Origin of the sequence: Streptomyces sp. MRC013, assembly GCF_023614235.1 — a bacterium.
Classification (GTDB): Bacteria; Actinomycetota; Actinomycetes; order Streptomycetales; family Streptomycetaceae; genus Streptomyces.
The window spans coordinates 838,466-852,217 of the sequence record NZ_CP094264.1 but is presented as its reverse complement, the minus strand read 5'-3'; the positions used below and the strand labels follow the sequence as shown (position 1 = coordinate 852,217).

Here is a 13,752-nt window from a genome sequence, read left to right as displayed (position 1 = left end):
CCTCGGCGACATCCTCCGGGCGATGGTCGACGGGGCCGACAGCCCCCTCGGCCGGATGCCGGTCCGGCGCGACCCCGCCCTGGACGCCTTCCAGGACGGCGGCACCGCCGAGGTGCCCGACGGCACGGTCCCGGAGCTCTTCGCCGCGCAGGCCGCGCGGCGGCCCGAGGCGGTCGCCGTCATCGGCGACGGGGAGTCGCTCACCTACGCCGAGCTCGACGCCGAGGCGGACCGCCTGGCCCGCGTGCTGCGCGAGCGGGGCGTCGGCCCGGAGTCCCGGGTGCTGCTGCTGATGCCGCGCTCCCCGCGGGTGGTCGTGGCGATGCTGGCGGTGCTGAAGGCGGGCGGGGCGTACGTCCCCGTGCACGCGGCCTTCCCCGCGGACCGGGTGGCCTGGCTGCTGGAGGACACCGCCGCCGCGGCGGTCGTCGCCGACACCTCGATGCTCGACCGGCTCGCCGACCCCCGCGTACCGGTGGTCACCTACGACGCGACGGGTGACGCCGTCCCGGAGGACGAGGGCACCGCGCTGCCGCCGGTGCCGGCCGACTCCGCCGCGTACGTGATGTTCACCTCCGGGTCCACCGGCACCCCCAAGGGCGTCACCGTCAGCCACCGCAGCATCGTGGCGCTGGCCCTGGACCGGCGCTGGCGGGACGGGCACGAGCGGGTGCTCTTCCACTCGCCGCACGCCTTCGACGCCGCCACCTACGAGGTGTGGACCCCGCTGCTCGCGGGCGGCGCCGTCTCCGTCGCCCCGGCAGGGGACCTGACGGCCGAGACCATCCGCGCCCAGGCGGCCGAGCACGGCGTCACCGCGATGTTCCTGACGACCGCGCTGTTCAACCTGTTCGCCCAGCAGGACCCGGGGTGCTTCGGCGGACTGCGCGAGGTGTGGACGGGCGGCGAGGCGGCCCAGCCCGCGGCCTTCGCCCGGGTCACCGAGGCGTGCCCCGACACCGCCGTCGTGCACGTCTACGGCCCCACCGAGACGACCACCTTCGCCACCTGCACCCCGATCACCGCCGACGAGGCCCGCGCGGCCGCGACGCCCATCGGGCGGCCGATGGACAACACCCGGGCCTACGTCCTGGACGCGCTGCTGCGGCCGGTGCCGGCCGGGGCGGCGGGCGAGCTGTACCTCGCGGGCGACGGACTGGCCCGCGGCTACGAGAACCGGCCCGCGCTGACCGCCGAGCGGTTCGTCGCCGACCCGTTCTCCACCGGCGGGCGCCTCTACCGCACCGGCGACGTGGTGCGCTGGAACACCGACGGGCGGATCGAGTTCATCGGCCGCGCCGACGGACAGGTCAAGATCCGCGGCTTCCGCATCGAGCTCGGCGAGATCGAGAACGCGCTCGCCGACTGCCCGGGCGTCGCCCGCGCCGCAGTGGCCGTCGCGGACTCGCCGTCCGGGGCCAAGCAGCTGGTCGGCCACCTCCTCCCGGAGGAGCCGGGAACGGTGCCCGACGCGGAGGCCGTACGGGCCAAACTCGCCGGGATGCTCCCCGCGTACATGGTGCCGACGCTGCTGCTGCCCATCGACACGCTGCCACTGACGCCGAACGGCAAGGTGGACCGCCGGGCGCTGCCCGCACCCGACTGGTCACGGCTCTCCGAGGAGAGCTACGAGGCCCCGGAGACCGTCACCGAGGAGGCGCTCGCCGAGATCTGGGCCGGAATCCTCGGCCTGGAACGGGTCGGCGTCCACGACAACTTCTTCGACATCGGCGGCGACTCGGTCCGCAGCATCCAGGTCGTCGGCGCCGTGGAGACCGCCCTCGGGGTGCGGATGCCGACCCGGGCCCTGTTCACGCACCAGACACTGCGGGCCTTCGCGGAGGCCGTCGAGGAAGCCGTCCTCGCCGAACTCGAGGACGGGGACTGACCATGGCCCCCCTGCCGACCCACCACTCGCACCAGCGCCGGAGGACAGCACGATGACCCTCGACCGCAAGGAACGGCTGAAGCAGGAGATGCTGCGCCGGCTGGCGACGCAGCAGGCCCGCAAGGACCGCAACAGGATCACCCGCGCCCCCCGGGACGGCGAGCTGCCCCTGTCGTACGCCCAGCAGCGCCTGTGGTTCCTCGACCGGCTGGAACCGGGGCGGGCCGACTACAACTCCGGTTTCTGCCTGGAGCTGCGCGGCGACCTGGATCCCGAGGCGCTGCGCCGCGCCTGCACCGCGCTCGTCGTGCGGCACGAGTCGCTGCGCACCACCTTCCACGAGGAGGACGGCAGGGGCGTGCAGCGCGTGCGGCCGCCGCAGGACGCCGAGGACGCGCTGCTCTTCGAGCTCGCCGAGGCGCACGGCGAGCAGGCCCTGGACGAGGCGCTGGCCGAGCGCCACGCCCTCCCCCTTCGACCTGGCCACCGGGCCGCTGCTGCGCGTCCACGTGGTGCGGGCCGGCGAGCGCCGGCACGTGCTGCTGGTGACGATGCACCACATCGTCACCGACGGCTGGTCGATGGGCGTGCTGCGCTCCGAACTCGACGTGCTGTACCGGGCCGCGCTGGAGCGGCCCGCCGCGCCCGCCGCCGAGCTGCCCGGCGCCGCCGGCCTGGCCGAGCCGGCCGTGCAGTACGCGGACTACGCGGTGTGGCAGCGCGAACGGCTGAGCGGCGAGCGCCACGAGCGCTCCCTGGAGCACTGGCGGACCAAGCTGGCCGGGGCCGAACCGCTGGCCCTGCCCACCGACCGCCCGCGGCCGCCGGTGCGCGGCACCGGCGGCGGCTCCCACTTCTTCCGCGTCCCGAAGGCCACCGCCGACGCGATGCGGCAGGCCGCCGCCGAGCAGGACGCCAACCTCTTCACGGTGCTGGTCGCGGGGGTGCGGCTGGTGCTGTCCCGCTGGACCCGTTCGGACGACGTGGTCCTCGGCACGGTCGTGGCCGGCCGGGACGACCCGCAGCTGCGCGACACGGTCGGCTTCTTCGTCAACACCGTCGCGTTGCGCGGGCGGGTGGACGAGCGGCAGTCCTTCGGGCAGTTCCTCGCCGGGGTCAAGGACGGCGTGCTCGCCGACCTGGACCACGCCGAGGTGCCCTTCGACGCCGTCGTGGACGCCGTACTGGACGAGCGGGACCCCTCCACGCCGCCGCTGGTGCAGGCCACGGTGGTCCTGCAGAACCTCGGCAACGGGCAGCGGACCGGCCTCGGCGGGCTGGAGGTCGAGCCCTACCCGCTGCGGCGCGAGCACGCCGTCTTCGACCTGACCTTCGAGTTCCAGGAGACCGCCGACGGCCTGGACGCGCAGATCGAGTACGCCACCGAGCTGTTCGACGCGGGCACGATCGAGTTGCTCGCCCGCGACCTGTGTGCGGCGCTGGCCGCGGCGGCCGACCCCCGGCCGCTGCGGGACACCGAACCGCTCGGCGCCGACGGCCGCGCGCGGGCGCTCGACGCCGGCCGGGGCGCGGCCGGCCCGACCCCGCGCACCCTCGGCGAACTCCTCGCCGAGCGGGCCGCGCACCACCCCGACGAGGTCGCCGTCGTCTCCGACCGCGAGCAGCTGACCTTCGCCGAACTGGCCGACCGGGCCGCCCGCTTCGCCGCGTACCTGCTGCGCCGCGGCCTGCGCCGCGGCGACTTCGTGGGCGTGTGCCTGGAGCGGGGCGCCGACCAGGTGGCCGCGCTGCTCGGCGTCGTGCAGGCGGGCGGCGTCTACCTGCCGCTGGACCCCGGCTATCCCGCCGAGCGCCTCTCCTACGTCCTGGAGGACTCGGGGGTGCGCACGGTCGTCACCGACACCTCCGTCGCCGGGGTGCTCCCCGGCACGGTCGAACCGATCCTGCTCGACCGGGTGCGCGACGAGGTCCTGGCCTGCGAGCCCGCGCCGCACCCCGCCACGGTCGAGGACGCCGCGTACATGATCTACACCTCCGGTTCCACCGGCCGCCCCAAGGGCGTGCTGGTGGGCCACCGCGGCATCGCGGCGCTGGCCGCGGCGCAGGGCTCCCGCATGGACGTGGGCCCGGGGGCGCGGATGCTGCAGTTCGCCTCGCCGGCCTTCGACGCGGCGATCGCCGAGCTGACCGTGGCGCTGCTCAACGGCGCCGCCTCCGTGGTGCTGCCCAGGGAGCAGCTGCACGGCGAGGGGCTCGTCCGGGCGCTCGAGGCGTACGGCGTCACCCACGTGACGCTGCCGCCCGCCCTGCTGCCCGGCCTCGACCCGGAGGACCTGCGCCCGCTGAAGGCGCTGCTGGTCGCCGGCGAGGCGACCTCCGGCGAGCTGGTCGCGCAGTTCTCCGCGGGGCGCCGGATGTTCAACGCCTACGGGCCCACCGAGTCCACCGTGTGCGCCACCATGAGCGCCCCGCTGTCCGGCGCGGGCACCCCGCCGATCGGCACCGCGATCGAGGGCACCCGGGTGTACGTGCTGGACCGCTGGCTGCGGCCGGTCGGGCCCGGTGTGCCCGGCGAGCTGTACATCGCGGGCGACGGCCTGGCGCACGGCTACTGGCGGCGGGCCGCCCTGACCGCGGAGCGGTTCGTCGCCGACCCCTTCGGCCCGGCGGGCGCCCGCATGTACCGCAGCGGCGACGTGGTGCGCCGGCGCGCCGACGGCGAGCTGGAGTTCCTGGGCCGCTCCGACGGCCAGGTGAAGATCCGCGGCCACCGCGTCGAGCCCGGCGAGATCGAGGGCACCCTGCTGCGGCTGCCCGGGGTGGCGCAGGCCGTCGTCGACGTGCAGGGCCGCGGCACCGACCGCAGGCTCGTCGCGTACGTGGTGCCGGCCGAGCCCGGCGCGGCGACCGTGGACGGCCTGCGCGAGGAGCTGGCCGCGGTCCTGCCGGAGTACCTGGTGCCGGCCGCCTTCTGCCTCCTCGACGCGGTCCCGCTGACCAGCAACGGCAAGGTGGACCGCAAGGCGCTGCCCGCCGTCGACTGGGCGAGCCAGTCGGGCGCGGGCCACGTGCCCCCCTCCACCCCCACCGAGACCGCGCTCGCCGGGATCTGGTCCGAGCTGCTCGGCCTGGAGGACCCGGGCGTCCACGACAACTTCTTCCGGGTCGGCGGGGACTCCGTCGGCAGCGTCCGGATGCTGTCCCGGGCCGCCGACGTGCTCGGGGTGCGGCTGCCGCCGCGCAGCGTCTTCGACCGCCCGACGATCGCCGGGCTCGCCGCGCTGATCGACGCCACCGCGGCCGCGGAGGACCCGGACGCCGACCGGATCACGCCCGTGCCGCGCGACGAGCCGCTGCCGCTGTCGTTCACCCAGCGCCGCCTGTGGTTCCTGGACGACTTCGAGCCGGGCGGCTCCGAGTACAACTCGGGCGGCGCGCTCAGGCTCACCGGCCCGCTGGACCGGGCGGCGCTGCGAACGGCCCTGGACGCCCTGGTGCACCGGCACGAGTCGCTGCGCACCGTCTTCGTCCCGCGGGACGGCAGCCCGGTGCAGGTCGTCCGCCCGCCCGCGCCCGTACCGCTGCCCTTCGAGGACCTGACCGGCCGGTCCGGACAGGAACTCGACGCGCGGCTCGCCGCGGAGGTCCAGCGGCCCTTCGCGCTGGACGAGGGCCCGCTGCTGCGGCTGCTGCTCGTCGGGCTCGGCCCCGAGGAGCACGTGCTCCTCATGAGCATCCACCACATCGTCACCGACGCCTGGTCGATGTCGGTGATCACCCGGGAGCTCGGCTCCCTGTACGCGGCGGCGCTGTCCCACCCCGGCACGCCCGCCGCCGAGCTGCCCGCACGCGCCGGACTGCCCGAACTGCCGTTGCAGTACGCCGACTTCGCCGTGTGGCAGACCCGCAGGGAGTCCTCGGAGGCCTTCCGCGAGTCCCTGGAGCACTGGACGCGGCGGCTCGCCGGCGCCCAGCCGCTGGAGCTGCCCACCGACCGCCCGCGCCCCACCGTGCGCGGCACCGCCGGCGCGGTGCACGACTTCGCCGTCCCCGCCGACGTCCTGGACGGGCTGCACCGGCTCGGCCGGGCGAACGGCACCACGCTGTTCATGACGCTCACCGCCGCGGTCCGCCTCCTGCTGTCCCGGTGGACCGGCCAGGACGACATCACCGTCGGCACGGTCACCTCCGGCCGGGAACGCGCCGAGCTGGAGAACATCGTCGGGTTCTTCGTCAACACCCTGGCGCTGCGCGGCCGCGTCGACGAGTCGGCGACCGTCGCCGGGCTGCTCGCCGACGTCCGCGAGACCGTCCTGGAGGCGTTCGAACACGCCGACGTGCCCTTCGACCGGGTGGTGGAGGCGGTGGCGCCCGAGCGCGACCCGTCGCGGCCCACGCTGGTCCAGGCGGTCGTGGCGCTGCAGAACGCGCCGGGCCAGACCCCGCACCTCGACGGCCTGGACCTCACCGAGTACCCGCTGGTCCGCGAGCACTCCCTGTTCGACCTCAGCCTGGACTTCGGGGAGGTGGACGGCCGGCTGCTGGGCGCGCTGGAGTACAACACCGACCTGTTCGACCCCGAGACCGTCGCCCGCTTCGCCGACCAGCTCACGCTGCTGCTGCGCCTGATGGCCGAGGACGACGGCCGCGTCCTGCGCGACCTCGTCCCGCTGTCCGACGCCACCCGCGGCGAGCTGCTGGCCGCCGCGTCCGGGCCCGCCCTCGACGCGGGGGACGGCCACGTCCTGCACGGCCTGGCCGAGGCCGCCGCCGCGCACCCGGAGCGGCCCGCGCTGACCGCGGGGGACACCACGCTGTCCTTCGGGGAACTCGACGCCCGCGTCAACCGGCTGGCCCGCCGGCTCATCGCCGCCGGCGCCGGGCCCGGCGACCGGATCGCCCTGGTCCTGCCGCGCACCGCGGACGTGGTGACCGCCGTGTTCGCGGTACTGCGGGCCGGCGCCGCCTACGTGCCCGTCGACCCGGCCTACCCCGACGAGCGGATCCGCTCGATCGTCGGCCAGGCCCGCCCGCACAGCGTGCTCACCGTCGAGCCGAGCGCGGCCGCGCTGCGCGAGCTGCTCGGCCCCGAGACGGACGTGGTGTCCCTGGACGGGGACCTCGCCGCCGCCCTGGCCGGGGAGGACGGCTCGCCGCTCACCGACGCCGAGCGGGTCCGGCCGCTCACCGACGCCCACCCGGCGTACGTGATGTACACCTCCGGCTCCACCGGCACCCCCAAGGGCGTCGTGATCGCCCACGGCAACCTGCGGGCCATGATCGAGGGCTACCGCGCGGTCGTGCTCGACGCGCTGCCGGACCCCGGCGCGCCCCGGCGCGCCGCGCACATCGCCGCGTTCTCCTTCGACGCGTCCTGGGACCCCCTGGTGTGGCTGCTCGACGGCCACCACCTGCACGTGGTGGACGAGCGGACCCGGCTGGACGCGGAGGAGCTGTGCCGCGCCCTGCACGAGTGGCGCATCGACTACTTCGACGCGACCCCGTCGTACCTCACCCAGCTCGTCGCGGCCGGACTGCTCGACGAGGGCCGCCACCGCCCGCAGGTGGTCACCGTCGGCGCCGAGGCGCTCGACGAGGCCCTGCTCGCCCGGCTGCGCGCGGCCGGGGTGAGCGCCGGGTACAACTTCTACGGCCCCACCGAGAACACCGTGAACAGCGTGTACTGGCCGATCCGGGACGGCGAGAAGCCGCTGATCGGCCGCCCCATGCCGGGGGTGCGCGCACACGTGCTGGACGCCGCGCTGCGGCCGGTGCCCGTCGGGGTGCACGGCGAGCTGTACCTGGGCGGCGCGTGCGTGGCCCAGGGGTACGCCGGACGGCCCGACCTGACGGCGGAACGGTTCGTCGCCGACCCCTTCGGCCCGGCCGGCAGCCGGCTCTACCGCACCGGCGACGTGGTGCGCTGGACGGCGGACCACGAGCTGGAGTTCATCGGCCGCGCCGACAACCAGGTGAAGATCCGCGGCTTCCGCATCGAGCTCGGCGAGGTCGAGGCCGTCCTGGCCGCGGCGCCCGGGGTCCGGCACGCCGTCGCCGTCGTACGCGAGGACTCGCCCGGGGCCCGGCGCCTGGTCGCCTACGTGGTGGCCGAGGGCGTCACCGCCCGCGAGGTCAGGGCGGCGGCCTCCGCCGCGCTGCCCGAGTACATGGTCCCCGCCGCCGTCGTGCTCCTCGACGAGCTCCCGCTCAACGCCAACGGCAAGCTGGACCGCGCGGCCCTGCCGCAGCCGTCCCACGACGCCCTCGCCGGCGCCGCCTACGTGGAGCCGCGCACCGCGACGGAGCGCCTCCTCGCCGGCATCTGGGCCGAGCTGCTCGGCGTGGAGCGCGTCGGCGCCGAGGACAACTTCTTCGAGCTCGGCGGCGACTCCATCCTCAGCATCCAGCTGGTGTCCCGGGCCCGCAAGGCCGGCCTCGAGCTGACCTCGAAGGACGTGTTCGTACGCCAGACCGTGGCCGGACTCGCCGTCGGGCTCGACGCGGGCGGGCAGTCGCCGGCCGCCGCCCGCGGGGCGGGGGCCGAGCAGGGCGCGGTGACGGGGGAGGTCCCGCTCACCCCCGTGCAGAGCTGGTTCCTCGGCAGCCACCCCGAGGCGCCCGAGCACTTCGACATGACGCTGCTCGTCGAACTCGACGAGGCCGTCGACCTCGCCCTGGTGCCCCGGGCCGTCGAGGCCGTCCTGGAGCAGCACGACATGCTCAGGCTGCGCGTCACGCGCGAGGACGGCGAGTGGAGGCAGCGGATCGCGCCGCGCGACGACGCGCCGGGCGCCTGGCAGACCGTCGACACCTCGGGGCTGGACGACGACGCCCTCGACGCGGCGATCCGCGAACGGGCGCACCGCGCCCGGCCCGCCGGGCGGCTGGAGACCGGTCCGCTGTTCGAGGCCGTCGCCTTCGACAGCGGCGCCGCCCGCCCCGTCCGGATGCTGCTGTGCGCCCACCACCTGGTGGTCGACGGGGTGACCTGGCGGGTGCTCCTGGAGGACCTGGCGACCGCCTACCAGCAGCTCGCCGCCGGGAAGCAGCCCGACCTGGGGGCCAAGTCCACCTCCTTCCCGCAGTGGGCGAACCGCCTCGCGGAGTTCACCCGCGAGGGCGGCTTCGACGACGAGGCCGCCCACTGGGCCGGCGTCCTCGACGGCGCGCCGGTCGAGGTGCCGCTGGACCACCCCGGCGGGGACAACACCGTGGCCTCGCAGGGGACGGTGGTGTCGGCACTCACCGAGGAGCAGACCCGCCTGCTGCTGCAGCGGGTGCCCGGCGTCTTCCGCAGCCGCATCAACGACGTGCTGCTGGCCGCGCTGGGGCGCACCCTCCAGCGGTGGACCGGCTCCTCCCGGGTGCTGGTGGAGCTGGAGGGCCACGGCCGCGAGGAGCTCTTCGACGACGTCGACCTCTCCCGCACGGCCGGCTGGTTCACCACCGTCTACCCGGTCGCCCTGGACCTGCCCGGCGACGCGGACTGGCGCCGGACGGTCTCGGCCGTGAAGCGCCAGCTGCGCCGGGTGCCCCGCAACGGCATCGGCTTCGGCGCCCTCGCCCACCTGGGCACCGAGGAGCAGCGGGCCGGGTTGAGGAACCTGCCGATGGTGCCGGTCTCCTTCAACTACCTGGGGCAGTTCGGCGGTCAGGACGGCGGGGACGGCTTCTACCGCCGGTTCCTGCCCGGCCCCGGCGGCGACCACGCGCCCGCCGAGCTGCGTACGAACGTCCTGGACGTCACCGGCAGTGTGTCCGGGGACCGCCTGGAGTTCTCCTGGACGTACTCGGCGGCGCTGCACCGGCGTGAGACGGTCGAACGGCTCGCCCAGGACTTCGGCGACGGCCTGCGCGAGATCGCGGAGGCCGCGGCACCGGGCAGGTAGACCGTCCGGCGAGCAGACCCCGCGGCGACCGGGCCCGCGGCAGACAGACCACCCACGGCAGGCACACCCCGCGGACAGCGGACGGGACACACGAGAGGAAACATCCCATGAGCAACCCCTTCGAGGACGAGAACGCCACCTACCTGGTCCTGGTCAACGCCGAGGGCCAGCACTCCCTGTGGCCGTCCTTCGCCGAGGTGCCGGCCGGCTGGGAGACCGTCCTGGCCGAGACCTCCCGCGCCGAGGCCGTCGAGTACATCAACACCCACTGGACCGACATGCGGCCCAAGAGCCTCGTCGAGGCCATGGGCGCCTGAGCGGGACGCACGCGAGGGGGCGGGGCCCCGGCCGGACGACCGGCCGGGGCCCCGCCCCCTTCTCCCACCCGCGGTACCGCTACTCGCGTACGCCGATGGCCTCGACCGGCTTGGCCCGCAGGGCCAGCCGCACCGGGAGCATCGTCGCCACGACGCCGAGCACCACCGTGGCGCCGGTCACCGACACGTAGATCAGCGGGGACCCGGCGGGCAGCGGACGACCCAGGAACGCGAGGCTCAGCGCCCCGAGCGGCAGCAGGGTCATCGCGGTGCCCAGCAGCACCGCGATGGCGCACATCAGCAGCGACTCCCAGCGCAGGGTGCGGAGCACCTGGCGGCGGGTCATGCCGATCAGCCGCATCAGGGCGAACTCGCGGGAGCGGGCCGCGGTCGCCACGACCAGGGTGTTGACGACGGAGATGGCGATGTAGGCCAGGATCAGCGCCAGGCCCGTGAGGTTCACCCAGGCGGCCGTGGTCGCCTCCTCCCGCACCCCGGCGGAGAAGCCGCTCCGGTCCTGCACGGACAGCGAGGGGTGCGCCTCGGCCAGCTTCCGCAGCGCGGCGCCGACCGCCGCGCGGTCGCCGCCGTCCCGGACCCGTACCAGCAGCTGCCCGGGGGAGCGGGCCGTGGTGTGCCCGGCCAGGACCTCCTGGGGGACGGTCATCTCGCCGAAGCCGATGCCGCGTTCGTACGTGGCGACCAGCTTCAGCTCGGTGAGGGTGCCGTCGCCGAGGTACAGCGGGACCCGCTCGCCGACCGCGACGCCCAGCAGGGCGGCCTGGGAGTCCTCCATGGCCAGGGTCCGGCCGCGCAGGTCCCCGACGTCGCCGTCGACGACCCCGAGGTCGATGGTCCGGGAGAGCTTCTCGGGGGTGACGCCGCGCAGCGAGAAGCCGGCGATCTCCTTGTCCTCGAAGACGGTGACGGACATGAAGCCCTTGGACGTGGACACGGCGGTCGCCACCTCCACGTCCTTCACCCCGCGGACCCGGTCGACGACCTGCGGCGCCAGACCGCCCGAACCGCCGTCGCCCACCACGTAGTCGGCGCCCAGGCCCTCCTCGACCTGCCTGCCGGAGACCGCGGACAGGGTGGTCTGGGTGTAGACGAGGGTCACGCTGAAGCCGATGGCGAGCACCAGCGGCATGACCGCGGAGCTCAGCCGCCGCGCCGACGTGAGGCTGTTGGAGGCGGCGAGGAAGCCGCTGACCCGGCTCGCCCGCAGCGGCAGGCCGATCACGGCGACCACGGCGCGGACCACCAGCGGCCCCAGCAGGGCGAGCCCGACCAGGCCGAGCAGCGCCGCCCCGCCGGCCCCGGCGGCACCGAACTCGCTGCGCACCACCAGGGGCATCAGGGCCGCGAGGGTGCCGATGCCGAAGAGGAAGAGGCCGAGCAGCACGCGCCACACGGGCAGTCCGCGGCGCTCCACGGCGGCCTCGCCGAGCGCGTCGACGGGGTTGATGCGCGCGGGGCGGTACGCGGCGATCAGCCCCGCCACCAGAGCGGTGCCGACGCCCAGGACCAGCGCCACCACCATCGGCACGGGACCGACGACCAGGGGGAGGTCGTGGGGGATCGCGCCGAACCCGGCGAACAGGCCGCGCAGCAGCTCCGCCACGGCCACGCCGGGGACGCAGCCCAGGACGCCGGCGACGACCGCGACCAGCAGCGCCTCGCTGAGGACCAGCTTGTAGACCTGCCGCGGGGTGGAGCCGATGGCGCGCAGCACCGCGAACTCCCGGCGCCGCTGGTTGACGGAGAGCCCGAGGGTGCCCGCGACCACGAACATGGCGACGAAGGCCGCCATGCCCCCGAAGGAGGTGGCGACCAGCATGAGCAGCCCGCTGGAGGAACCGACGTCGGGGAACTCCAGCCTGCTCCGGTCGTTGCCGGTGTAGGTGACGGTGCCGGGGACGCCGTCCTGGATGCGGTCGGCCAGGTCGTCGGCGTCGGCGCCGCCCTCGGCGAGCACGCCGACGGCGTCGAAGGCGCCGGGGTGGCCGGACAACCGGGCGGCGGTGGCGGTGGTGAAGAACACCGCGCCCCGGCGCTCGAGCGCGGCGCCGCCGGCCGGCGCGGCGATGCCGGCGACCCGGTACTCGGCGGGCACGGACTCCACGACGACGCGGACCCGGTCCCCGGCGCGCACACCGGCGGCCCGGGCGGTGGAGGCGTCCAGCACCACGTCGGCGGCGGACGCGGGTGCCCGGCCCTCGGTCAGCCGGAACGGGCCGAGGACCGCGCTGTCCCAGCCGTGCCCGGACACCGGCCCGGTGTCCGCGCCGGCCAGGGCGACGGCGAAGTCGTAGTCGCCGACGGCGCGCTCCACCCCCGGGACGCCGGCCACCGCGCGGACGGTGCCCGCCTTCAGCCGGGCCCGCTCGGGCAGCGTCTCCTGGACGGTGAAGTCGCCGCCGGGGATCCGCAGGGTCTGGTTGCCGCCGACCATCACCGCGGCACCGGCGTAGCGTTCGGGCCGCACCGACGTCCGCAGCCCCGACTCGACGAGGATGCCGGACGCGGCGATCACCGCCGTACCGCAGAACAGCGCCACGAAGGCGCCGAGGAACGCCGCCTTGCGGGCGCGCAGGGTCTTCCACGCGATCTCGAGCACGGTCACCGGCCTCCGAGCCGCGCCATGCGTTCGGCGACGGTCTCGGCCGTCGGGGAGTCGAGCCGCTCGACGAGCCTGCCGTCGGCGAGGAAGAGCACGCTGTGCGCGTACGACGCGGCGACGGGGTCGTGGGTGACCATCAGCACGGTCTGCCCGAGGTCGTGGACCAGCTCCTGGAAGAGCCGCAGCACTTCCTTGCCGGTGTGGGAGTCGAGGGCGCCGGTCGGCTCGTCGGCCATGATGACGTCGGGCCGGCTGATCAGCGCCCGGGCGATCGCCACCCGCTGCTGCTGGCCGCCGGAGAGCTCGGACGGGCGGCGGCGCAGGCGGCCGGTCAGCCCGACGCGCTCGGTGATCTCCTCCAGCCAGGCGCGGTCCGGGGAGGCACCGCTGAGCCGCAGCGGCATGGTGATGTTGTCCCGCACGCTCAGCGAGGGCAGCAGGTTGTACGCCTGGAACACGAACCCGATCCGGTCCCGTCGCAGGCCGGTCAGCTCGGCCTCGCCCATGCCGGACAGGGAGACGCCGCCGAGCCGGACCTCGCCCCCGCTGGGGCGGTCCAGCCCGGCGGCGCAGTGCAGGAATGTGCTCTTTCCGGAACCGGACGGTCCCATTACCGCAGTGAAGGTGCCCCGTGCAAGTTCTACGGAAATACCCCGAAGGGCTTGCACGGAATTCTCTTTGGAGCCATAGTTTTTCGTTACGTCGCGCAAGGCCAGTGCAGGCGCGTCGGGTGCGCTGTAATTCATGGAAACGCCGGACAAGAGGAAACCCCCGCTCAGAATGACGCCGGGAAGTTATCACGCCGCCGCGAAGCCGGACAACGGAGAGTTGGGTACACCCGGGAAGGTGCACCCAGATATGCCCGGGAAGCGGAGTATCGGTTCGGCCCTGAGGAAAAAGGTTCACGAGGCGCGGCCCGAGGTGCGCTATCTGGTCGCCGCCGCACGCTCGGCCGCGGGCTCCTGGTTCGCGCTTCCCCTCCTCGTTTTCGCCTGTGTGTTCTCCGCTACGGGGGTGCGCACCGATTTTGTGCCCACCGTGCTGGAGCGGGCCAGCAGAAAACGGGCCAGAGAT

General features: G+C 75.0%; 5 protein-coding genes and 1 pseudogene. 4 read left to right on the top strand and 2 right to left on the bottom strand.

Annotated features, from left to right (window positions below; translation table 11 throughout):
• Positions 1–22 precede the first annotated feature (22 nt).
• From LUW75_RS03770 to LUW75_RS03755, 4 genes and pseudogenes are all read left to right on the top strand, one after another.
• Positions 23–1,888 (top strand): non-ribosomal peptide synthetase, encoded by a 1,866-nt coding sequence (locus tag LUW75_RS03770; protein ID WP_349816459.1) that lies wholly within the window; start codon positions 23–25, stop codon positions 1,886–1,888.
• A gap of 52 nt (positions 1,889–1,940) precedes the next feature.
• Positions 1,941–2,276: pseudogene (locus LUW75_RS24255) on the top strand (condensation domain-containing protein); the annotation flags it as partial.
• A gap of 124 nt (positions 2,277–2,400) precedes the next feature.
• Entirely contained in the window at positions 2,401–9,738 is a 7,338-nt protein-coding gene (locus LUW75_RS24250; RefSeq protein ID WP_284453799.1) for a non-ribosomal peptide synthetase, read from the top strand.
• Between the two features lie 107 nt (positions 9,739–9,845).
• Positions 9,846–10,055, top strand: a complete 210-nt coding sequence (locus LUW75_RS03755) for an MbtH family protein (protein ID WP_250334360.1) — start codon at positions 9,846–9,848, stop codon at positions 10,053–10,055.
• Positions 10,056–10,134: 79 nt separating this feature from the next.
• Here the strand turns inward: LUW75_RS03755 and LUW75_RS03750 are convergent, their stop codons facing one another.
• Together LUW75_RS03750 and LUW75_RS03745 are read right to left on the bottom strand one after the other, a co-directional pair.
• On the bottom strand, positions 10,135–12,681 hold the full coding sequence (locus LUW75_RS03750; RefSeq protein WP_250334359.1) for an ABC transporter permease: 2,547 nt from the start codon (positions 12,679–12,681) through the stop codon (positions 10,135–10,137).
• Positions 12,678–13,424 (bottom strand): ABC transporter ATP-binding protein, encoded by a 747-nt coding sequence (locus tag LUW75_RS03745; RefSeq protein WP_250334358.1) that lies wholly within the window; start codon positions 13,422–13,424, stop codon positions 12,678–12,680. Before LUW75_RS03745 ends, LUW75_RS03750 begins: the two co-directional genes overlap by 4 nt.
• Between the last annotated feature and the right edge of the window lie 328 nt (positions 13,425–13,752).

Coding starts and splice junctions, on each gene's coding strand:
- LUW75_RS03745 (WP_250334358.1), bottom strand. CDS start 13,424: ATGAATTACAGCGCACCCGACGCGCCTGCACTGGCCTTGCGCGACGTA.
- LUW75_RS03770 (WP_349816459.1), top strand. CDS start 23: ATGGTCGACGGGGCCGACAGCCCCCTCGGCCGGATGCCGGTCCGGCGC.
- LUW75_RS03755 (WP_250334360.1), top strand. CDS start 9,846: ATGAGCAACCCCTTCGAGGACGAGAACGCCACCTACCTGGTCCTGGTC.